Raw genomic sequence first — 21,337 nt, 5'->3', positions numbered from 1 at the left:
GCGTTCGAGAAGCAGAAGAGACAGGGAGGACCGGGCGATCGCGACGGTGCGCCGTTGCATCACGATGGTGTGAGGAAACTTCCCGTACGGCGCCCCCTGCCTATTTCGCGTACAAGCCCTCATTCGGGGGAGAGGACATGTCGTTGAGGAGATTTCCATGATTTCGATGAAGAGACGAATGGTTCTGGGCGGAGCGGGTTTCGCGCTCGCATCCCCGATGATCATGACCCGCGCTGCCGTAGCGCAACAGACGAACGCCGATACATCCATGAGCATCGATCACGCCATGCCGCCAGAAACGCACCGCTTCAATGTGGGCAAGTTCGAAGTGCTCGTCGTCAAGGATGGCGCGCGTCCCTCCGGCAAGCCACAGGAGACGTTTGGCACCAACCAGTCGCCCGAAGTGGTGGGTGCCCTGCTTGAGGCAAATTTCCTGCCGGCCGATGCCTTCGTCAACAGCTTCGCTCCGGTGCTGGTCAACACGGGGTCCGACGTCATCCTGTTTGATACCGGCATGGGGGAAGCCGGCCGGGCAAATGGCCTTGGCCGCTTGGCCGAAGGTCTGACTGCAGCCGGCTACACGCGGGAGGATGTGACCATCGTCGTTCTCACCCACATGCATGGCGACCACATTGGAGGCCTGATGGAAGGCGGCAAGCCGGCATTTCCGAACGCGCGCTATGTCACCGGTCAGGCCGAATATGATTTCTGGGTCGATCCGGCCCGCGCCGGCACACCGGCCGAGAATGGCCAGAAGGGCGTGCTCGCCAATGTTAAGCCGCTGGCAGAGAAGATGACCTTTATCGGGGATGGTGGTGAAGTTGTCTCCGGCATTACCGGCATGGCGGCCTTCGGCCATTCCCCGGGCCACATGATCTACCGGCTGGAATCAGACGGCCGACAACTCGTCTTGACCGCCGACACGGCAAACCATTTCGTGCTGTCGCTGCAGCGCCCGGACTGGGAAGTCCGCTTCGACATGGACAAGGCTGCCGCGGCCGCCACGCGCAAGAAGGTCTTCGACATGATCGCGACCGACAAGCTTGCCTTCCTGGGCTATCACATGCCGTTCCCGGCGGTGGGATATGCGGAGAAGATCGAAGAGGGCTATCGCTTCGTCCCCAAGGCCTATCAGTTCGATATCTGATATCGACCCACGTGACCTCGAAGCCCGTGTGCGCTGCCTCCCGCGGGCTTCTTGGCGATGGCAGGCAGGGCGGATCAGTCCCGTCTCTCGCGAGCCCCGTGGCCAGGCTCGCCGCGGCGCAATTCGGCAGTGGCGCTGCGCAGCAAGGCCACCATGCGGTCCTGCAGCACCGCGTCCATGACCTCTATGCCCGCTGCACGGAAATCCTCGCGGATACGGTTCAGCAATTCCTCGTCGCCGGACGCTGCGGCCCGGGCCAGTTCTTCGGCATAGGCCTGCATATCCTGAAGATCGAGCACGGTGGTGGCCCACTGCGCCAAAAGCGCGTTGCGTCGCGCACATATTCTGCCGAAAAGGACGTCTTCATGCGCGTCGGCATGCTCACGGGCGCTGCTCATGTTGTGACCGATCGACATCGGTGTACCTCCGGAATGTGCCCCGCGCTCCTCCGAGGGGCGGGCGTGTCATACCATGCCGGCTTTGATGATCCGTTTATTAGTAAGATTGAATTTTCATTGCTTCGACCAGTTCCTTGGGTGAAAGGTTCCATCACGAACCAGGGCGTGCCGGTTTTGCTATTCCCTTCCTGTCATGAACGTGTTACCAGCCCTCGCCAACTTCCAAGCATTTCATGCAGAAGCGACCGAACGGGGATTCCCGTTTTCCGGGCGGATTCTGCCTATTCAAACGAAGGAATTGGCAATGGCACGCATCGTAATGTCGGCAACCGGCGCAGAAGCGCTCACCTTTGACGACGTCCTCCTGCAGCCGGGGCACTCGGTCGTCATGCCGGGTCAGACGAATATCGCGACCCGGATCGCAAAGGATATCGAACTTTCCCTGCCGATTCTCTCCTCCGCCATGGACACCGTGACCGAAAGCCGGCTCGCGATCGCCATGGCCCAGTCCGGCGGCATCGGCGTCATTCACCGCAATCTCACCCCGGTCGAGCAGGCCGAAGAGGTTCGCCAGGTGAAGAAGTTCGAAAGCGGCATGGTCGTCAATCCGGTCACCATCGGCCCGGACGCAACGCTTGCGGAAGCCAAGGCTCTGATGGGTGCCCACGGCATTTCCGGCATCCCGGTCGTCGAAGGCGCCAGCCGCCCCGGCCGCCTCGTCGGCATTCTGACGAACCGCGACGTGCGCTTCGCCTCCGATCCGAACCAGAAGATCTATGAGTTGATGACCCGCGAGAACCTGATCACGGTCAAGGACGGGGTCGATCAGCAGGAAGCCAAGCGCCTTCTGCATGCGCACCGCATCGAAAAGCTGTTGGTGATCGACAACGAAGGGCGCTGCGTCGGCCTGATCACGGTCAAGGATATCGAGAAGTCGCAGCTCAACCCGAATGCCGCCAAGGACGCCCAGGGGCGTCTGCGCGTCGCCGCCGCGATTTCTACGGGTGACGACGGTGTCGAGCGCGCAGAGCGCCTGATCGACGCAGGTTGCGACGTCATCGTCGTCGATACGGCCCACGGCCATAGCCAGAAGGTTCTGGATGCCGTTGCCCATGTGAAGAAGATGTCGAATGCCATTCGTATCATCGCCGGCAACGTGGCAACCGGTGAGGGCACGCGCGCCCTGATCGATGCAGGCGCTGACTGCATCAAGGTCGGCATCGGTCCGGGTTCGATCTGCACCACGCGCGTCGTTGCGGGCGTCGGTGTGCCGCAGCTCGCAGCGGTCATGGCAGCCGTCGAGGAAGGCAACAAGCACGGCATTCCCGTCATCGCCGATGGCGGCATCAAGTTCTCCGGTGACGTCGCCAAGGCAATTGCGGCCGGCGCCTCCGCCGTCATGGTTGGCTCGCTGCTCGCCGGCACGGACGAAAGCCCCGGCGAGGTTTATCTGTATCAGGGCCGCTCCTTCAAAGCCTATCGCGGCATGGGTTCCGTCGGCGCCATGGCGCGGGGCTCGGCAGACCGCTACTTCCAGGCGGAAGTGCGCGACACGCTGAAGCTCGTGCCCGAAGGCATCGAAGGCCAGGTACCCTACAAGGGACCGGTGTCCGCCGTCCTGCATCAGCTCGCCGGTGGCCTGAAGGCCGCCATGGGTTATGTCGGCGGCAAGGACATTCCGGAATTCCAGGAAAAGGCCACCTTCGTCCGCATCTCCGGCGCGGGCCTGCGCGAAAGCCATCCGCACGGTGTGACAATCACCCGCGAAAGCCCCAACTATCCGGGCGCCGCATGATCCTCGGGCGCTTGCCCGGCCCGCGACAGGCGCCGCTGCTCTGGGCAAGCGGCGCCGTCTCAGCCATGCTGCTTGTCTGGATGAACCTCGGCTTTGTCGGCGCCTTCGCCGAGCTGACGGGCGGCAGGGCAATGCCCGATCTGGACATCGACAGCACGGCGCAGTCGCTGATCGATCTCAAGCGACTTCTTGAGGCCCGGCCGGAAGCCGCGCATGTCCTGCGCAGCATGCATCTAGGCCCCGATCTGCTGCTCCCAGCCGTTCTTGGCCTCTTCCTTGCTCTCCTCCTGCGCAGGGTCGCACCGGGTGCAAGGCTTTATGGTCGTCCGGCGGAGCGCCTTTTGCCCGCGTTGCTCACCATGCCCGTCGTGTACGTTGCCGCCGACTATGCCGAAAACATCGCGAGCATCCTGCTCTTTCCACCATCGCTGCCGGAAGAGGCCACGGCGAGCCTCTTGGCGACCGCAATCGTCTGGCTCACGCGTCTGAAATTTGCCGCGCTCGTCATTTCAGGCATACTCGTCCTGCGTCTCGCCATCGGCCCCAGGCCGACAGGCGCACAATGATTTTCAGCAGCATTGCCTTTTGAGGAATGGATTGCCTATGACCGGTTTTGAAATGTTCTGGCCCCTCGTGGCCCATGCTTTTCTCGTCTTCTGTCTCTATGCCCTGTTGGTTGTCCGTCGTGCCGCCGTGGTGCGCGAAGGTAAGGTCGAACGCATCGCATTCCGGGAGAATCTTGCGGAGCCGGAAGAGAGCAGGGTGGTCAATCGCGCAATCGCCAACCAGTTCGAGCTGCCGGTCCTCTTCTATGCCGTGTCCGTCCTGCTCTTCATCGCGGAAGCTGACAACATTGTTGCCGTCGTGCTCGCCTGGATGTTCGTCGCCGCGCGCTACGCACAGGCCGCCATGCACATCACGGGAAATCTGCCGCTCCGCCGCCTGTTCTTCATGCTGGGCTTTGCCATCCTTTTTCTCCTCTGGTCCTGGCTGGTGCTCTGGATGGCGACGAGCTGAGCGCATCGGACGTCGGCTGCCATCCGTGTTTGCCAACCCGTCTGGAAGCCACGCTGCTCCCGTGACAGTTGAAAAATGACAATCCGATGAAATCTGCGTCCGTTTGACACCGATCAACTGGGCGCAGCCTTCCCGCGCATAACCTTCGCCCATACCCGCAGTTGAACGCTGCGGGAATGGTCACGAGAAAGCGACGGGAGATTGACATGGCATCGACGATGAAGGCCGCCGTGGTGCGCGAATTCGGCAAGCCGCTGGTAATCGAGGAATGGACGATCCCGGATCCGGGTCCTGGCCAGATTCTGGTCAAATACGAAGCGACAGGCGTCTGCCACACCGACCTGCACGCCGCCAATGGGGACTGGCCGGTCAAGCCCAAGCCGCCCTTCATCCCCGGCCATGAGGGCGTTGGATATGTGGCAAAGCTCGGCGCCGGGGTCACCCGCATCAAGGAAGGCGACCGCGTCGGCGTGCCATGGCTGCACACCGCCTGCGGCTGCTGCTCGCCCTGCCGCACCGGCTGGGAAACGCTCTGCGGCAGTCAGCAGAACACCGGTTATTCGGTCAACGGCACCTTCGCCCAGTACGGCCTCGCCGACCCCGATTTTGTTGGACGTCTGCCCGACAACCTTGAATTCGGTCCGGCTGCCCCGATCCTGTGTGCCGGCGTCACCGTCTACAAGGGCTTGAAGGAAACGGAAGTGAAGCCCGGCGAATGGGTGGTCATCTCCGGCATCGGCGGCCTCGGCCACATGGCCGTGCAATATGCCAAGGCCATGGGCATGCATGTGGTCGCGGCCGACATCTTTGACGACAAGCTGAAGCTCGCCAAGGACCTCGGCGCCGACGTGGTGGTCAACGGCAGGTCAGCCGACGCCATAGAGCAGGTGCAGAAGGCAACCGGTGGAGCGCATGGTGCGCTCGTCACGGCCGTCTCGCCGAAGGCCATGGAGCAGGCCTATGGCTTCCTGCGCTCCAAGGGCACGATGTCGCTCGTTGGTCTGCCGCCCGGCTTCATCTCGCTTCCGGTCTTCGAAACCGTGCTGAAGCGCATCACGGTACGCGGCTCGATCGTCGGCACGCGTCAGGATCTCGAGGAAAGCCTGCAGTTTGCCGGCGAAGGCAAGGTCGCCTCGCATTTCAGCTGGGACACGCTGGAAAACATCAACGCCATCTTCCACCGCATGGAAGAAGGCAAGATCGACGGTCGTATCGTCCTCAACCTTGCCGCCTGATCACAAGTCTTGAAAACACAATCAACGGCGCGGCCTGTCCGCGCCGTCATGCGTTTGGGCTGCGGTCAGTCGACGGACTGGATGGTGATGACGCGAGGCAGGCTGCTGCTGCAGGCGCTGTCTTCGCAAACGCCACTGATCCAAACCTCACCATCGCCGAACATGAGGCCCTCGCTGTTGACGAAGGCTTGGCCGTAGTCCTGGTTGCGTATGATGGTGACGATCTTGTCCGTGAAAACGTCATTGTAGCTCGCCAACAATTGCTCCTCGGTCTCGAACGTCGCGTCTTCTCCGCCGATGCTGATGGTGATCGGATAGGACACGAGGCTGACGGCGATTTCGGCCTTGCCCTCGGCCACGGCACTCTGGAACGCGTAGAAGAGCTCCTTGTAGTCTGCGGGATCGCCGAGGAGGTTCTCGATCTGGCGATCGGTTTCGGCCTCGCTCGCCTGGGCAGCGTCGATACCGATGCTCGGCACGGAACTCGCCAGAAGAAGGACCGCAAGCAGGGCAGGGCGAAGGCTAAAGGTCGGCAGCGGCATGCGTGGTCGGTCCTCTGTTGGTTTGATCGGCGCGCCCGAACATAAGGCAGAAGTCGTCTGGCCGTCGAATTACTTTTGGGGTGAACGGCATCTGGGGAGGGAATTCGAAAAGTGAACACAGCATTGCGGCGGAGGCACTGGTTTCCGGGCCCCGTGCCATCTATCTATTGCATTGCAGCAATTTGCCGGGATGAAGCCATGTCAGACGCCGTCACCAATTCCGAGACCGACCGTATCTTCGTTTTCCAGGGTGGCGGTGCACTCGGTGCCTATCAGGCGGGCGCCTATGAGGCCCTGCATGAAAACGAACTCGAACCGGACTGGCTCGCCGGCATCTCCATCGGTGCGGTGAACGCGGCGATCATTGCCGGCAGCCCTCGGGAAAAGCGCATCGCCCATCTGCGCGACTTCTGGCACACGGTCTCGAGCCGGTTTGATTTCGGCTGGACCGCGCCGAACGATAGCTTGCGCCGGATGCAAAACGATGCCGCCGCGATGGCCGCCACGATGTTCGGCGTGCCCGGTTTCTTCTCGCCGCGCCTCTTGACGCCCCAGCAACTGCTCGAAAATGCCGATACCCGCGTCAGCTACTACGATACCGAGCCACTGCTGAAGACCTTGGGGCGCCTGATCGATTTCGATCTGCTCAACGATTGCCAGACGCGCTTGAGCCTCGGCGCGGTCGAGGTCCGCTCGGGCAACTTCGCCTATTTCGACAACCGCCAGACCCGCCTGGATGTTCGCCACATCGCCGCCTCCGGTGCCCTGCCGCCCGGCTTTGCGCCAGTGGAGATCGATGGCCGTTCCTACTGGGATGGCGGTCTCGTTTCCAATACCCCGCTTCAGCATGTCCTGAACGTCAGTGACGCGACCCGCGACCTGGAGATATTCCAGATCGACCTGTTCAATGCGCGGGGCGACATGCCGCGAGACCAGTTCGAGGTCGAAAGCCGGGTGAAGGAAATTCGCTACTCCAGCCGTACCCGCATGAATACCGACGAGTTCGCCCGCCGCCAGATCGTCCGCCGCGCCGCCAAACGCCTGATGGACAAGCTGCCGCCGGAGTTTCGCGATGACGAAGACGCCAAGATCTTGCGCTCGATCGGCCAGGAATATGACGTCACCATCGTCCACCTCATCCATCGCCGCGCCTCCTATACCACCCATGCGATGGATGTCGAATTCTCCCGTCGCTCCATCGAGGAGCACTGGAAGGCGGGATATGATGACGCCAGCTACACGCTCAAGCACCCGAAATGGCGCGGCCGCGGCCGGCCTCGGGACGGCATCCAGATCTTCGATCTGGCACGCGAACGTCATCTGCACGTCGGCACGTGACCGTCTCTTCCGACCTTTTTTGTGTTAAAGGGTGCGGGTGGGGATAACTGACAGTCCGTTAACCAATTGGCGACGGCGCCGTCCTATTGCTCTTTCAGATGATCAAGGGAGCCGACGCATGATATGTCGGTTGGAAGTCGATGATAGACCGTACTTCGGTAGTGCGCCTGGCATTGCGCAAGTTGCCCCAGCAAGAGCGCAGCGTCCAGAGGCTTGAAGCCATTCTGGACTCGGCCATGGCCCTCGTCCTGGAGAAGGATGTCTCCACCGTCACGATGAGTGAGATCGCCCAGCGCGCCGGCATCCCTATCGGATCGCTCTACCAGTTCTTTCCGCAGAAGGCTGCCGTGCTCAAGGCCCTGCATGACCGCCTCTCGATGCAGATCGAAGACAGGGTCACCCAGATCTTTGCGGGAGTGAATTCCCTGGAGGAGGCGTCCGATCGCGGGGCAGACGCCTTGTTCGAACTCCACACCCTGTTCCGCGAACAGCCGATCTTCATGTCGATCTGGCACGCGATCCAGTCGGACAAGGATCTCAACCACCTGTCGAACGACTATCATGAACACCTGATGGGGATATTCCTCAAGGATCTCGCCCATCTCGTCCCGCCCGAGGGTCTGGGCAAGGTTCGCGTCACCTTGAAGCTGTTCATCATCACGAGCGGCGATGTGATCCGTTTTGCCACCAGCCAAGGTCCGGAAGCCGCAAGACTATATCTCGACCGCTGGCACCAGATCGTCCGCAAGTCGCTTTTCGTCTACTGACGTCGAGGATCACCAGCCGGGGATCATGTTGCCAGCCTTGAGCCGCGGGTAGTGCCGCGCAATGGTCTTCGGCTCTCCATCCATGTCATCTTCGACCTGGGCCGGCGTGATGTTGTCCAGGCAGGCGGTGATGTGATCGGTAATCGCATTGAGCAGCGAGACCGAGAAACCCGGCCGCTTCATCAAACCGATCTGCACCGGCGGCAGCGGCGGGAAGCCGTCGTTGGCCGTCAGCACCTTCATTCCCGTCCTCAGCGCCGATTCCGGCAGGATCGAAACGGCCATGCCGGCCAGCACGGCCGCAGCAACCACGGTCGACGACCAGCTCGTGAACAGGACCTGATAGTCGCGTCCGTCCGCGTCGAGCGCCGAGCAGGCGAGTTGCCGCCACTGGCAGTCACGCCGCCCGACAGCAAGCGGCACGGGTGCGTCGTCCTTCAGCGGATGGTTTGCCGAACCGACCCAGCAGAGCGGCTCGGTGCGCACCACGTCCGACTGCCGCAAGAGCGGATTGTGGGTCACAAGCGCGATGTCGAGCTCGCCCCGTCCCATCTTCTCGGCCAGGTCCACGGAAGGCTCGCAGACGATGTAGAGTTCGACATTCGGATGCGTCTTGGCAAAGCGGCCGATGATCTCGGGCATGTAGCGGTCGGCATAGTCGTCGGGTGTGCCGATCCTGAGCGTGCCCTCCAGCCGATTGTCGTCGAAGGCTGCAATCGCCTCCGAATTCAGCCGGATGATCCGCCGCGCATAGTTCAGCAGCTTGTCGCCATCGGCGGTCAGCCGGTTGCCGCGTCCATCCTTGATGAAAAGCTGCTTGCCCACGCGCTCTTCCAGCCGTCGCATCTGCATCGAGACGGCCGATTGCGTCTTGAACACCCGACCCGCAGCTTTGGTGAAACTGCCCGTATCGACGATGGCGATGAAGGTCTGCAGTTGGTCGATATCGAGAGGAGCCGACATGAAAAGCATCCATCAGAGAGGTTGATACTTATCATTAGAAACATTCGTTGGACTGATCAATATCATTTCGACATTCTGGCGAAGCATTCCCGCCGGCCGCCCAAGGCCAATCGTTCCACTCCAGCCTTCATCGCCTCGTCGCCGCCGCGACCGGGGCCTGTCTCCTCGTGCCTGTCGAAAGGATGAAAGCCATGCGCACGACCGAACGGATTCTCGACCTCGACCTCGCAATCTCCCAGCCGCCGCGCACCGCGCATCTGGGCCATGCGCTCGTCTGGATCCGGACCCGCTGGACGTCGCTTCGCAATCGTCTTGCTGCCAACAACCTCGCCGATCTCGATGATCGCCTGCTGAACGACGTCGGCCTCAGCCGGTCCGACGTCGCCCAGGTGCTGAAAGAGGCTGGTCTGGCTGACGATCCTTCGCAGCAGTTGACACGGCTCGCCAAGCGCCGTTCCGAACAGGCGCTGCGCGGCCGAAAGGCCGAGTGAGACCATTCCAATCCCCGCAGGGTGACAGCCAATAGCCCTGCCCTTTGCCCGGTCCCGGATAAAATCCGGACCGGGCTTTTTTGTAAACGCTAAAATAACCGAATCTGCTGTGAAATGCGAAAGGAAACGAGCCGGGAGTAACCACTTGCTAACGGCCATGTGTCAGCCATGAATTGGCTTGAGCGCGTTAATTCTCGTGGAGATCCTGCATGCGCATTTCGACAAAATTGCCCGTCGCTGCGACCCTATTTGCCCTGGTCATCCTGAGCGCATCCGTTGCGATCGGTCTGGTCCAGCAGAGCCGCATTCTCGACCAGCAGGTTTTCCAGAAGCTTGAGGCAACGGCGGACGGTCGTCGGAACGAAACCCGTCGCTTCCTCGACGGAATCAGGCTCGATGCGCAGCAGACGGCGTCCAACATGATGACGCAGCAGGCTCTCTTCGGCATTACCGGCGCCTGGAGCAAACTCGGCGATGATCCCGCAACCGAGCTGCATCGACGTTACATCGACGAGAATCCCAATCCGGTCGGGGAGAAATTCAAGCTCGAAAGCGCGAAGAAGGACAATTACGACCGTGCCCACCGCCAGGGTCACACCACGTTCCTCAAGCACAAGCAGGCACAGGGCTACTACGACATCTTCCTGATCGATGCCGAAGGCAACATCGTCTATACGGTCATGAAGGAAACCGATTTCGGCACCAACCTGTTGACGGGTCCCTACAAGGATACCGGCCTAGCCAAGGTGTTCCAGAAGGTCATTCAGAGCGATGACCCCGAGGTTTTTGCCAATTCGGACTTCGAATCCTACGCCCCGTCGGCAGGCGCGCCCGCAGCCTTCGTCGCCGTTCCCATCATCATGAACGACCGCAAGCTCGGCGTTCTCGCCTATCAGCTCCCGAATGATCAGATCAACGCGATCTTCTCGAACACACGCGGTCTTGGCAAGACGGGCGAAACGCTCATGGTCGACAAGGCCGGACTGCTGGTCTCCGACAGCACCCGCACCCCTGGAGACGACACGCTGAAGGTGAGCATCACCTCGCCCCTGATGGCGGCGGCGCAAACTGCCCAGGATGCCACCGGCACGATCGAGGGTTATCGCGGCATCAACAGCTATGCGGCGGTCGTCCCGCTCCAGTTCGGCGATGTCAGCTGGTCGGTGATTGCACTGATCGGTGAGGAAGAGGTCTGGGCGGAGCTCGTGTCCGCCGGGATGAAGTCGATTGGTTTCGGCGCCATTCTGGTTCTGGCCGGTTCATTGATTGGCCTTCTGTTCTCCCGGACGCTCACCCGTCCCATTTCCGAACTCGTCGGCTCCATGGGCCGTCTCGCCGATGGCGACACGAATATCGAACTCAAGGGCCTCGAGCGCTCGGACGAGATCGGCGACATGGTCCGCTCTGTTGCCGTCTTCCGCCAGGCCGAGATCGACAAGCGCGAGCTTGAGAGCGAGAACGAAAGCCGCCGGACGGCAACTGAAAACGAACGTCACGCCCGCGAAGCCGAGCGCGCGGCCGCTCAGGCGGAACTGACCGAGGCGATCGATGTGCTGGGGACTGCGCTGCAGCGTCTGGCCAATGGCGACCTCACGGCCACCATCCACAAGCCGCTGACGGGCAACCTCGACCGTCTGCGCCTCGATTTCAACGCCTCCTTGGAACGGCTGTCCGGCACCGTCTCGGCCGTTCACGGCAATGTCGCGGAGATCAACCGCAAGAGCAGTGCCGTCAGTTCCTCGACGGCCGATCTCAGCCATCGCACCGAACAGCAGGCCGCAGCCCTGGTCGAAACCTCGGCCGCCATCCGCCAGATCATGGATGCCATCCGCCATTCGTCCGAACGGGCGGAGAACGCCTCGCGCCTGGCGCTCGAGGCCCGCGCCAATTCGGATCGCTCCGGCGAGATCGTCGGCGGTGCGGTCGATGCCATGCAACGCATCGAGAACGCATCCAGCGAAATCTCCAAGATCATCAACGTGATCGACGAAATCGCCTTCCAGACCAACCTCCTGGCCTTGAATGCCGGCGTCGAGGCTGCCCGCGCGGGCGAAGCCGGCAAGGGCTTCGCGGTCGTCGCCCAGGAAGTCCGCGAACTCGCCCAGCGCTCGGCAACGGCGGCCAAGGACATCAAGGCCCTCATCACCAAGTCCGGCGAGGAAGTCTCGAACGGCGTCGGTCTCGTGCGCCAGACCGGCACGGTCCTCTCCTCGATCGCCGGGCAGGTCGTCCAGATCGGCGACCACATCCACTCGATCGCATCCACGTCCAAGCAGCAGTCGGCGAGCCTCAACGAAATCAACGCCGCCGTTGGCCGCATGGAAGATGTGACGCAACACAATGCTCGCGCCGCCGAGCAGACCAATGCCGAGATGGCAGGTCTCACGCGCGATGCCGAAATGCTGTCGGATCTGGTCGGCCAGTTCACCGTCGAGGCGGGATCCGCAACGATCCAGAACCGTTTCGCCGATCAGCGCGACACCGGCTTCGGCCGCAAGACGCCGGCCGGCAGTGCAGGCCAACCGCCAGCTCCCGCAGCACCGGTCCGTCCTCCGGCCAAACCGCGCGTTGCCGCCGCTGAAGCCGGCAGCCGTTCGGTCGCCTCACCGGCCCGGTCGTTGATGGACAAGATTTCGATCGGCCTTGGCGCCAAGCTCAACCAGGCCAAGGACACCAAGTCCAATTCCGATTGGGAAGAATTCTGAGGAGCGACAACTGTTTCAAACGAAAGCGGCGCGGGAAACCGCGCCGTTTTCGTTTGGTGTGGGGCAGGGCAGCCTGTCTCAGGCCTTGTCTTTGGGTTCCGGCGGTTCGTCTGAATTCGGGGCTTCGCCCTTCGACGCCGTCAGATAGGTTTCGAAGATCTGCTCCATGCTTTTCTGGTAGCTCTTCTGGACCTCGAGCCCGCTGTCGAACATGGTGTTGATCATGGCAGAAAAGCCTTCCTGAGCCTCCTTCTCAGGCGCCTTCGCAGCCTCCGGCTTCGGCGCTTCCGGCTGGGCGGCGCTCTGGCCGGTATAGGCCGCAGCCATGTCCTGGAATGCCTTGGCGAACGGGTTTGCGAAGAAAGGATTGGCCGGGGCCTGCGGCTCCGGCTTCTTCTGCCCGCCCATCATGTCCTGGAAGGCGCGGGTGAAGGGATTGTCGAAGACAGAGGCCGTCTGCGGCTGGGGCTTGGGCTGCAGGCCGGTGCTTTCCAGCCACTGCTGCATGATGGTGGCCATCGGCGACGTGGCGAACGCATTGGCACCGGCAAATTGCCCGGTCGCCTGCTTGAACAGCCCGCCCATCATCGTATCGGCCATGACAGGCATCATCTGCTTGAGGATGTCCTGGCCGATGCCGGTCAGCTGCGCCGCCTGTGCCGCAATCGCCCGGGACACTTCCTTCGAGCCGAACAACTGCTGCAGCACCTGGTTGCCATCGGCAATGCCCTGGGGTGTGAAGGCCGAATTCATGTCCTCGAAATATTTGGCATAGTTGCCGGAACTCATCGCCGAAAGCAGGGCGGAGAAGTCGTAAGGGTTTGCCGTGTTGCGCTTGAAGCCCGAGGCAAAGGCGGGCGTGAGGGCGGCGATCGCCTTTGCCGCCTGTTCCTGCGCCAGCCCGAACTGACGCGCCATGGCGTCCATCGCGTTGCCGTTCTGAGCCTGGAGCATCATGTCGAACAATGGCAGCATGGACGTCTTCTCCCGAAATGCGTGCGGATGTTCGGTGCACTATAGACTGAAAAAACCCTGCGCAAACCGGTTTCTACGGTTTTGCCCAGGGTCGCTTGCCTGCATCGCGATGCCAAGTATCAGTACTGGTATTCTTCGAAGACCGGTTCCACCGAGCCGTTCCAGCGCCCGTGATAGAGGCCGAGAAGGTCGTCCGCGAGGGTTGTGCCCTTGGCGAGCACCTCGTCGAGGGTGTTGAGGAAAATGCTCTCGTCCTGCCCGTCGCCGTTCAGCCGCGCGCGGGCTTTCAGGCCCTGACGGGAGATTCCAACCATCTCGCGCGCCACGTCCAGCAGTGGGCGGCCGGCAACGCTGGCTTTCAGGCCCTGGACCGGAACGCTGTCGCGCATGGCGATCACGTCCTCGACTGTCCAGTCGGCGGTCGCTGCATCGGCGGCTGCGAGGGAGGCATCGTCATAGAGAAGACCGACCCAGAAGGCAGGAAGCGCACAGATCCGGCGCCAGGGGCCGCCATCGGCGCCCCGCATCTCGAGGAAGCGTTTCAGCCGGACATCCGGGAAGAGCGTGGACAGATGGTTCGTCCAGTCGCCGAGCTGCGGTTCCCAGTCGGTGATCTCGCCCTTCAACGCGCCATTCATGAACTGGCGGAAGGTAACGTGGGTACAGTCGTGGTAACGGCCGTCGCGCACGACGAAATACATCGGCGCATCGATGGCCCAGTTCACATAGTCACCGAAGGAGAAATCCTTGGAGAAGGTGAAGGGCAGCACGCCGGCGCGCTGGTTGTCGGTGTCGCGCCAGATGTCGCCACGCCAGGAGAGAAGCCCGTTCGGCTTGCCCTCGGTAAACGGCGAGGAGGCGAACAGCGCGGTCGCGAGCGACTGCAGCTTCATCGACACCCGCATCTTCTGCCGCATGTCGGCTTCCGACGAGAAGTCGAGGTTCACCTGGATCGTGCAGGTGCGGTACATCATGTCGAGACCCTTGGTGCCGACCTTTGGCATGTAGCGGGTCATGATGTCGTAACGCGACTTCGGCATGCGCGGCGTCTCCGCCAGCGTCCATTTCGGGCTGCCGCCAAGACCGAGGAAGCGGATGCCCAAAGGCTCCGCAATTTCGCGCAGGACGGCCAGATGCTGGTTGGATTCCTTACACGTCTGGTGCAGCGTCTCGACCGGCGCCCCCGACAGCTCGAACTGTCCGCCCGGCTCGATCGAGATCGCGCCCATGCCATGCTGTTCGCCGAGACCGATGATGTTCTCGCCGTCCATGATCGGCTCCCAGCCGAGCTTTCCCTGCATGCCCTTCAAAAGGGCCGAAATGCTGGCCTCGCCGAAATACGGGACGGGACTGTTGTCCGCTCTGAAGAAGGCAAATTTCTCGTGCTCCGTCCCGATCCGGAACTGCTCCTTCGGCTTGGAACCGGCGTCCATATAGGCCGCCATGTCGTCGAGAGTTCCGAGGGGCGTCTGGTCGGTGGTGTCACGGGCCATGAAAGCTACCTTTTTGAGGCGTCGTCGCTGGGCAAGGGAGCCCGTTCGACAGGCTGATTGAACCGGATTCATATGCCGTGCAAGTGAAATTCTCTCAAGCACGACTCAAAAAACTGGAACAAGGATAAGGGGGCAGGGAAGGCTAGCGCCAGTCGCCAATGGCCGCCTGGACGACCGCCATCGCGGCAACGGCTGCGGTATCGGCCCTCAGGATGCGCGGTCCGAGCGGAATGGCCGTGACGAAGGGCAGCAAGCGCAGAAGCGTGCGCTCGTCGTCCGAGAAGCCACCCTCGGGGCCGACCAGCAGCGCGAGCGATGTTTCTTCGATGCGGGAGAGGGCGGGAAGGGGATTTTGCGTGGCGCTGTCCTCGTCGCAATAGATGATACGCCGGTTCGCCGGCCACCCATCCAGAAGATCCCGCAGCTTCACCGGTTCGGCGACCCTCGGAATGGCAAGGATGCCGCATTGTTCCGACGCTTCGACAGCATTGGCCTGCAGCCGTTCGATGCTGCCGATCTTGCCCTGCACATGCTGGGTCATCACCGGCTGCAGGATGCCGGCGCCCATCTCCACGGCCTTCTGGATGAGATAGTCCATGCGCCCGACCTTGAGAGGCGCAAAGAGGAAATGCAGGTCGCAATCCTCAGGCTGCGGGCGGGTTTCCTCGGCAGGCGTGATCAGGATCTTCTTACGCGACGGGAAATGGACCTTGGCTCTCCATTCGCCATGCCGACCATTGAAGACGAGCAGTTCGGCCCCCTCCTCGAAGCGAAGCACATTGGCGAGATAGTTGAACTGCTCCGCCGTTGCCTCAAAGCCCTGGTTCAAGATGAGGTCGGCGGTCACATAGAGCCGCTGCATCCGGTAATTGGCACGCATGGAAGTCTTGTCTCCGCGATCAAAGAACGGTGAGAGACATAACCCAATAAAGCGCGGCTGCAAGCCCGGCAGAGGCGGGAACCGTGATCACCCAGGCCGCGACGATCGTCATGAAATGCGAGCGGCGAACCAGATAGCGCCGGCGCACCTCTTCCGGATTGCGTTCTGGCTTCGGCTCCACATCCCACCGCTCGGCCTTGGCCCGCATGTATTCCACGCGGCGTTTCGAGTTGCGGGTATACCATTCGCGAAAGAAGCCGACGCCGAAGACGGCACCGACCGCGATATGTGTCGAACTGACGGGAAGGCCGAGCGCCGATGCGAGGATGACCGTCGTTGCCGTCGACAGCGACACGCAATAGGCCCGCATCGGGTTGAGCTTGGTGATCTCCTGGCCGACGATGCGGATCAGCCTTGGCCCGAAGAGCAGGATGCCGAGCGAGATCCCGAGTGCGCCGATCAGAACGACCCAGAGCTGCGGGTCGCCACTGGCGACACTGCCGTTCGCACGGGTCGCCTCGACGATCCCGGTCAGCGGGCCGATGGCATTTGCCACGTCGTTGGCACCATGCGCAAAGGACAGGAGTGCTGCAGCGAAGATCAGCGGCAGGCGGAACAGCTTGCGCAGCGACTGATTGCGGTTTTCCAGCCCTTCGGCCTGCCGATGGACCAGCGGCGTGACGACGAACCACGCGACAATCCCGACGACGGCACCGATCGCAAGAGCGTTCGGCAACGAGATCGGCGTGATCTGGTTCAGGCCCTCCAGGCTGAGATAGGTGACGAAGGTTGCCGTCATGACGGCGACCAGAACCGGAACCCAGCGTCGTGCCGAGGCGATCTTGTCGTCGCGATAGATGATGAATTCCTTGATGAAGGCCAGCACCAGGGCGGCAATTGCACCACCGAGAATCGGTGAAACCACCCAGCTCGCGGTGATCCCGGCAACGATGCCCCAGTTCAGCGAACCGAGCCCGACGGCCGCCACGCCCGCGCCCAGCACACCCCCCACGATGGAATGGGTGGTCGAAACAGGGGCGTTGATCCAGGTGGCGAAATTGACCCAGAGACCGGCCGAGAGCAGGGCTGCCATCATCGCCCAGACATAGATGCTGGCGGTCGGGGCCGCCGAGGAGGAAATGATGCCTTGTGAAATCGTTGCGACGACCTGATTGCCCGCGATCATCGCTCCGGCGATCTCGAAGACCACCGCCATCGCAAGCGCTGCGCCCATGCTGATCACGCGGGCACCGACTGCTGGACCGACATTGTTGGTCACATCATTGGCGCCGATGTTCATGGCCATATAAGCGGCGAGTGCCGCTGCCGCCATGATGATGGTCACGCCGGGGCGGTCCATGGCGGCCCCCGCTGCCATGGTGGCCGCCAGGATCAGGAATATCAGGGAGAGCCCGTAGGGAGCCAGGCCGCGCGAAACATGCTGCGAGGCTTCCTCGACCTGGGCGATTTTCTCCAGATCCTTGTCAAGTGTCGGCTTTACGAGCTTTGGCGTCGTCTTACCCATGGCGATGCTTTCCGGAAGAGGTTCCCTTCCGGTTCCTCGTAGGTGGCATGGTGTCAGAATGATGTGAAACGAAAGCGGTGGCCAAATCGGTTCCCGCTTCGCTTCGATCCCGAACGCCTAGCGGCAAAGGGGCGGACATTCAATATGACAGTATTGTTGCAGGTGCGTTCAGGCGACGTTTGCCGTGATCTTGCCGGATGCATCCGGAGAAATGGCCGCCTGCTTGCCGAAAGCGAGGAACAGTGTCTTCAGTTCGGGCTCGTCCACCCGCTTCGCCGCCTCTTCGCAGCTCACCCATTCGAGCCGTCTCGTCCCCTTTTCCGGAAACTCCTTGAGAAGGCTCTTCACGTCCAGCGCATGGACCTGCACCCGCGTCAGCACCTTGTGGCCGCCGCGCATGCGTTTCATGTAGGTGTAGTAGCCGAAAGGCTCGGAGGTCGCCTTGCCCTTGATGCCCGCCTCTTCATAGGCCTCGCGCTCGGCAATGGCATGCGGCTGTTTGCCCGGCATATGCCAGCCCTTCGGGATGACCCACCGGCCCGTATCCCGGCTGGTGATCACGAGAACCTCCAGTTCGCCCGTCTTCTTCTTGCGGCGATGGCAGATCGCGGCAAATTGCTGCCGCGGCGGACGCTGCAGCATGAGCTTGAGGTTGGATGTGATGCGGCCGATGATACCCAATGAACGTTCACCTCGATTCGTAGATGAGAATACGACAAAATACTAATGAAGCACGGCAATCCGCATCGATTTGCGGCGCTTTGCACAGCTTGGTTATGGCTGCCTATCAGGTGTTAGCACGTCGGTTCCATTTCAATGCGACATCCGGTCCCCGGACCTCGCCTTTCCCCGACATTCTAGGGACTCATGATGACGCAAACACGTCAAATGCCCTCAGCCCTTCGATGACCCCCCAGGCTGCCTCGCCTTGGGTTGCAATCATGCCGCTCTTCGCCTGCGCCAGGCTGGCGAGTTCGGGCAGGGCATTGCCGGGCAGGATGCCACGGACACCGTCCAGCTCAAACATGGCGCGGTCGTTTCCGGTATCGCCCGCCACCACCACCGCGTCCAGGCTGACGCCCAGTTCGCGGCAAAGCCAGGCGAGCGCCTGACCCTTGTCGGCAATCTCCGGCAACACATCCAGATCACGGGCGCTGGAATAGACGACCCGCGCCCGGTGCCCGGAGCTTGCCAGCATGCGCTCCAGCTCCGCGATCTCCTCCGCCGTCGCATCATGCATATACCAGCTCGATTTGTAGTCGTGCTGGTAATGCGCCGGTTGCCGCGTCAGCCGTTCGAGCATGACGAGTTCGGCCTCGATCAGGTCGGCGTCGAACCCCTCGGCAATCTGCTCACGATAGGCCGCGGTCAGGTGCGGATGGGTTTGCGAATGGACCATGGTGCCGACGCCACCAATCATGATGTCGGCTGCAGGCAGGCCCTGCTCGGACGTGAAGTCCAGCATGTCCTCGATCAGTCGCCCGCTGTTGTAGACTAGCAATGGCCGTTCGCCGTCGGGAAGGGCCTTCCAGAGCCGCGCAAACTCAGCCGTACCCTCGCGGTTTCCCGCAAGTGTCCCGTCCAGATCGGACGAAAACAGTCGGATCGGTTTCAATCCCCGTCGTTCCATGGTTCTGCCCAGTCGCTTTCCTCCAGAGCTTGCGCCACCGGACGCCCTTCGACAAGAGCCACGAGCTGTTGTGCGATGCCGGTCCAGGTGAACAGGCTGCGGGCCTTGTGGGCACCCATCCGCGACAGGCGACCGTAGAGGCGGGGATGTTTCAGCGGTTTCATCATGGTGATGCCGAGATCGTACCTGTCGAAAGGATCGGCGAAGAGTGCATGCCGCCCATAGCTGATGGCCCTGAACAGCCCGCCATGGATGGTGACGATGGTCGGTGTGCCGCTCGCCATGGCCTCGATCGCGGTCATGCCGAAGGGTTCGTAGCGACTTGAAAGAACGAAAAGATCGGCCGCCCGATACATGTCGGAGAGGTCCTCGTCGGCAACAAAGCCGGTGAATTCCACCTTGTCGGTGAGGGAAAGGTCGGCCACCTGCTGCTTTAACTGCGCGAGAATGCGCTCCTCCTGCACATCGAGATTTTCACCGCCCAGCGCCAGACGAAGCCGCGCTTCCGGCACCCGCTCGGCCAGAACGGCGAAACCGTCGATCAGCAGGTCGTAGCCCTTGTTGGTGGCAAGCCTTCCGAGCGCGAGAACCGTCTTGCCCTGGAATCCGAACCGCTGCCGCACCATCTGCCGCGAGGATTCCGAAACGGGATAGAAGCGGTTATCGTCATAGCCCGGCGGGATCATATGGACCCGGTTGCGCGGCAAGCCGTAATCCTCCGTCAGCATGTCGAGTTGGATCGGCGTCGTCGCGATCACCAGCTGGCAGCTGCGATAGATGATCAGTTCGTGCTGGATGCGTTCCTTGAAGTTGAATTCCTGCTCGAACCTGTCCGCCCGTTCGGGGTAGTCCGTCTCCATCTGCCGTTTCTTCCACAGACCGAGCGAATGCGGTGTGTGGATATGCGGCACGCCCAGCGCTTCAGACAACCGCTGCCCGGCAACTCCGGCATCCCAGTAGTGGCTGTTGATGAACAGGTATTTCAATCCCTCGCGCTTGATGAAGCGCAGCGCCTTCTCGTTCCATTCGCCGAGATGCCGGTGCAGATATTCCTTCGGAATGAAGTCGCGACCGCCGCAGGGAATGCGGATCACCCGCACCGTCTCGTCCACCTCGTCGATCTCAGGCTGGTCCTCGAAACGTCGGGTATAGATGTCCACCTTGTGGCCGAGCTGGGCGAGTTTCTTTGCAAGCTCCAGCACATAGACCACCTGTCCGCCGGTGTCGGCGGCCCCCAGCGGCGGCTGTGCGGCAACGTATCCATGTGTGGAGATGAGCGCGATGCGCGGTGTCTCCAATGCGTCCGATGTCGGTGCCATGGGTCCCCCGTTCTGGAAAATTCATTCGTATGAAGCGGGAAGATAACATGAAAAGTCGAATTTTGTTCCATCTTAAGGGATAAAAATTCCCGAAATGGTGTAATTTGTCGCAAATCGACGCGACCGGTCGCATGGTCATGCCAGCGCCACGCGGGGGCTGGCCATCCCCAACGGTGGTCGGATGGTCGTGAATGTCGGCGCTTTCGGACGACCGGACGCGCCCATGACTTCAGTCGGAAGCCGGGTCCCGCGACGACCGCGTTGCCCGTGTCGCCGGCTGGGTGCCCTCGCGGCGGATCAGCCTCAGTTTCGAGACCCGGGCCCATTCATCGGAGCGCGCGCTTTCGGCTGCTGCCTGCATGACGAAATCGATATGGGCCTGGGCCGCTTGCTTGGCGGCTGTGGGATTACCCGCCAGGATCGCCTCCTGGATGGCCACATGTTGCTCGAGCAGCCGCTCCCGGGCACTCGGCAGCGAGAAAACGGCCTTGCGATTGAACAGGATGCCTTCCGACAGCAGGCGATAACAGGCCCGCATCGTATGGAGCAGGATGATGTTGTGGGCCGCTTCGCCGACCGCATTGTGGAACTCGACATCGGCCGCAAGTTCGGCCTCCGGCTCGGCGTCGGCATGGGCGCGCCGCATGTCGTCGATGATCCGCGCCAGAAGCGCCTTGTCGGTCTCCGTCGCGCGCTGCGCCGCGAGTTCTGCGGTCAGGCCCTCCAGTTCGCGGCGATACTCCAGATAGTCTCGCGTCGCCCGCGCATGCCGCGAGATCAGTTCCGTCACCGGCTTGGAGAAAACCTGTCCGATGATGTCGGCAACGAAGGTGCCGCCACCGTGATGGCTGACCAGCAGCCCGCGCGTCTCCAACTCCTTCAGCGCTTCACGCAGGATCGGCCGGGACACGTCGAGTGACTGCGCCAGATCCCGTTCGCCCGGCAAACGGTCACCGTCGCGCAGCACGCCGTCGAGGATCAGCAGTTCGATCTGCTGCACCACCTCGTCCGCTGTCCGGCTGTGGGGCACGCCGGAAAAGAGTGTCTCGTCGCTGTCGCTCACATGGATCTCCTTGGCGCCAGACTTACCAACTGCCGCGCAGATTGGTCAAATAAT

Annotated in this window: 20 protein-coding genes; 9 read left to right on the top strand and 11 right to left on the bottom strand. The window is 61.9% G+C overall.

The window, feature by feature from the left end:
• Nucleotides 1-166 precede the first annotated feature (166 nt).
• Nucleotides 167-1,147: an MBL fold metallo-hydrolase gene (locus tag DMY87_RS03190; RefSeq protein ID WP_110790357.1), complete on the top strand. Its 981-nt coding sequence runs from the start codon at nucleotides 167-169 to the stop codon at nucleotides 1,145-1,147.
• Nucleotides 1,148-1,221: 74 nt separating this feature from the next.
• Here DMY87_RS03190 and DMY87_RS03185 read toward each other — a convergent pair whose 3' ends face one another.
• Nucleotides 1,222-1,563, bottom strand: coding sequence for an ATPase inhibitor subunit zeta (locus tag DMY87_RS03185; RefSeq protein WP_110789817.1), 342 nt, complete (start codon nucleotides 1,561-1,563; stop codon nucleotides 1,222-1,224).
• A gap of 286 nt (nucleotides 1,564-1,849) precedes the next feature.
• Here DMY87_RS03185 and guaB point away from each other — a divergent pair, with 286 nt between their 5' ends.
• The 4 genes from guaB (at nucleotide 1,850) to adhP (ending at nucleotide 5,592) form a co-directional block, all read left to right on the top strand.
• Nucleotides 1,850-3,340: an IMP dehydrogenase gene (gene guaB / locus DMY87_RS03180; RefSeq protein WP_110789816.1), complete on the top strand. Its 1,491-nt coding sequence runs from the start codon at nucleotides 1,850-1,852 to the stop codon at nucleotides 3,338-3,340.
• Nucleotides 3,337-3,906, top strand: coding sequence for a hypothetical protein (locus tag DMY87_RS03175; RefSeq protein ID WP_110789815.1), 570 nt, complete (start codon nucleotides 3,337-3,339; stop codon nucleotides 3,904-3,906). Before guaB ends, DMY87_RS03175 begins: the two co-directional genes overlap by 4 nt.
• Nucleotides 3,907-3,943: 37 nt before the next feature.
• Nucleotides 3,944-4,357 carry an MAPEG family protein gene (locus tag DMY87_RS03170; protein WP_110789814.1) on the top strand — a complete coding sequence of 138 codons (414 nt, stop codon included), beginning with the start codon at nucleotides 3,944-3,946 and terminating at the stop codon, nucleotides 4,355-4,357.
• A 206-nt stretch (nucleotides 4,358-4,563) separates the two neighbouring features.
• The gene (gene adhP, locus DMY87_RS03165) at nucleotides 4,564-5,592 is read left to right on the top strand and encodes an alcohol dehydrogenase AdhP (RefSeq protein ID WP_110789813.1); all 1,029 of its coding nucleotides are present in this window, start codon (nucleotides 4,564-4,566) and stop codon (nucleotides 5,590-5,592) included.
• Nucleotides 5,593-5,657: 65 nt separating this feature from the next.
• Here the strand turns inward: adhP and DMY87_RS03160 are convergent, their stop codons facing one another.
• Nucleotides 5,658-6,134, bottom strand: coding sequence for a hypothetical protein (locus tag DMY87_RS03160; protein WP_110789812.1), 477 nt, complete (start codon nucleotides 6,132-6,134; stop codon nucleotides 5,658-5,660).
• Nucleotides 6,135-6,332: 198 nt separating this feature from the next.
• On the opposite strand from DMY87_RS03160, the gene DMY87_RS03155 reads away from it, so the two are divergent.
• Both DMY87_RS03155 and DMY87_RS03150 read left to right on the top strand, forming a co-directional pair.
• Nucleotides 6,333-7,472, top strand: coding sequence for a DUF3734 domain-containing protein (locus DMY87_RS03155; protein WP_110789811.1), 1,140 nt, complete (start codon nucleotides 6,333-6,335; stop codon nucleotides 7,470-7,472).
• Between the two features lie 140 nt (nucleotides 7,473-7,612).
• Nucleotides 7,613-8,239, top strand: a complete 627-nt coding sequence (locus DMY87_RS03150; protein WP_110789810.1) for a TetR/AcrR family transcriptional regulator — start codon at nucleotides 7,613-7,615, stop codon at nucleotides 8,237-8,239.
• Nucleotides 8,240-8,248: 9 nt separating this feature from the next.
• Here the strand turns inward: DMY87_RS03150 and DMY87_RS03145 are convergent, their stop codons facing one another.
• Nucleotides 8,249-9,202 carry a LysR substrate-binding domain-containing protein gene (locus DMY87_RS03145; RefSeq protein ID WP_110790356.1) on the bottom strand — a complete coding sequence of 318 codons (954 nt, stop codon included), beginning with the start codon at nucleotides 9,200-9,202 and terminating at the stop codon, nucleotides 8,249-8,251.
• Between the two features lie 191 nt (nucleotides 9,203-9,393).
• On the opposite strand from DMY87_RS03145, the gene DMY87_RS03140 reads away from it, so the two are divergent.
• Nucleotides 9,394-9,693 (top strand): YjiS-like domain-containing protein, encoded by a 300-nt coding sequence (locus DMY87_RS03140; RefSeq protein ID WP_110790355.1) that lies wholly within the window; start codon nucleotides 9,394-9,396, stop codon nucleotides 9,691-9,693.
• 209 nt (nucleotides 9,694-9,902) lie between these two features.
• Nucleotides 9,903-12,398 carry a methyl-accepting chemotaxis protein gene (locus DMY87_RS03135; RefSeq protein ID WP_110789809.1) on the top strand — a complete coding sequence of 832 codons (2,496 nt, stop codon included), beginning with the start codon at nucleotides 9,903-9,905 and terminating at the stop codon, nucleotides 12,396-12,398.
• A 78-nt stretch (nucleotides 12,399-12,476) separates the two neighbouring features.
• Here DMY87_RS03135 and DMY87_RS03130 read toward each other — a convergent pair whose 3' ends face one another.
• The 8 genes from DMY87_RS03130 to DMY87_RS03095 form a co-directional block, all read right to left on the bottom strand.
• Nucleotides 12,477-13,373 carry a DUF937 domain-containing protein gene (locus DMY87_RS03130; protein WP_110789808.1) on the bottom strand — a complete coding sequence of 299 codons (897 nt, stop codon included), beginning with the start codon at nucleotides 13,371-13,373 and terminating at the stop codon, nucleotides 12,477-12,479.
• Nucleotides 13,374-13,492: 119 nt separating this feature from the next.
• Nucleotides 13,493-14,866 (bottom strand): glutamate--cysteine ligase, encoded by a 1,374-nt coding sequence (locus DMY87_RS03125; protein ID WP_110789807.1) that lies wholly within the window; start codon nucleotides 14,864-14,866, stop codon nucleotides 13,493-13,495.
• Between the two features lie 142 nt (nucleotides 14,867-15,008).
• Nucleotides 15,009-15,746 (bottom strand): 16S rRNA (uracil(1498)-N(3))-methyltransferase, encoded by a 738-nt coding sequence (locus DMY87_RS03120; protein WP_110789806.1) that lies wholly within the window; start codon nucleotides 15,744-15,746, stop codon nucleotides 15,009-15,011.
• A gap of 19 nt (nucleotides 15,747-15,765) precedes the next feature.
• Nucleotides 15,766-17,271, bottom strand: a complete 1,506-nt coding sequence (locus DMY87_RS03115) for an inorganic phosphate transporter (protein ID WP_110789805.1) — start codon at nucleotides 17,269-17,271, stop codon at nucleotides 15,766-15,768.
• A 168-nt stretch (nucleotides 17,272-17,439) separates the two neighbouring features.
• The gene (locus DMY87_RS03110) at nucleotides 17,440-17,952 is read right to left on the bottom strand and encodes an NUDIX hydrolase (RefSeq protein WP_183041899.1); all 513 of its coding nucleotides are present in this window, start codon (nucleotides 17,950-17,952) and stop codon (nucleotides 17,440-17,442) included.
• 184 nt (nucleotides 17,953-18,136) lie between these two features.
• Entirely contained in the window at nucleotides 18,137-18,886 is a 750-nt protein-coding gene (locus tag DMY87_RS03105) for an HAD-IIB family hydrolase (protein ID WP_110789804.1), read from the bottom strand.
• The gene (locus DMY87_RS03100; protein WP_110789803.1) at nucleotides 18,883-20,220 is read right to left on the bottom strand and encodes a glycosyltransferase family 4 protein; all 1,338 of its coding nucleotides are present in this window, start codon (nucleotides 20,218-20,220) and stop codon (nucleotides 18,883-18,885) included. Before DMY87_RS03100 ends, DMY87_RS03105 begins: the two co-directional genes overlap by 4 nt.
• Before the next feature lie 229 nt (nucleotides 20,221-20,449).
• Nucleotides 20,450-21,283 carry a FadR/GntR family transcriptional regulator gene (locus tag DMY87_RS03095; protein WP_110789802.1) on the bottom strand — a complete coding sequence of 278 codons (834 nt, stop codon included), beginning with the start codon at nucleotides 21,281-21,283 and terminating at the stop codon, nucleotides 20,450-20,452.
• Nucleotides 21,284-21,337 lie beyond the last annotated feature (54 nt).

Origin of the sequence: Peteryoungia wuzhouensis, from assembly GCF_003205195.1 — a bacterium.
Lineage (GTDB): Bacteria > Pseudomonadota > Alphaproteobacteria > Rhizobiales > Rhizobiaceae > Allorhizobium > Allorhizobium wuzhouense.
The sequence above is the reverse complement of the archived record's forward strand: the minus strand, read 5'-3'. Positions and strand labels throughout refer to the sequence as shown.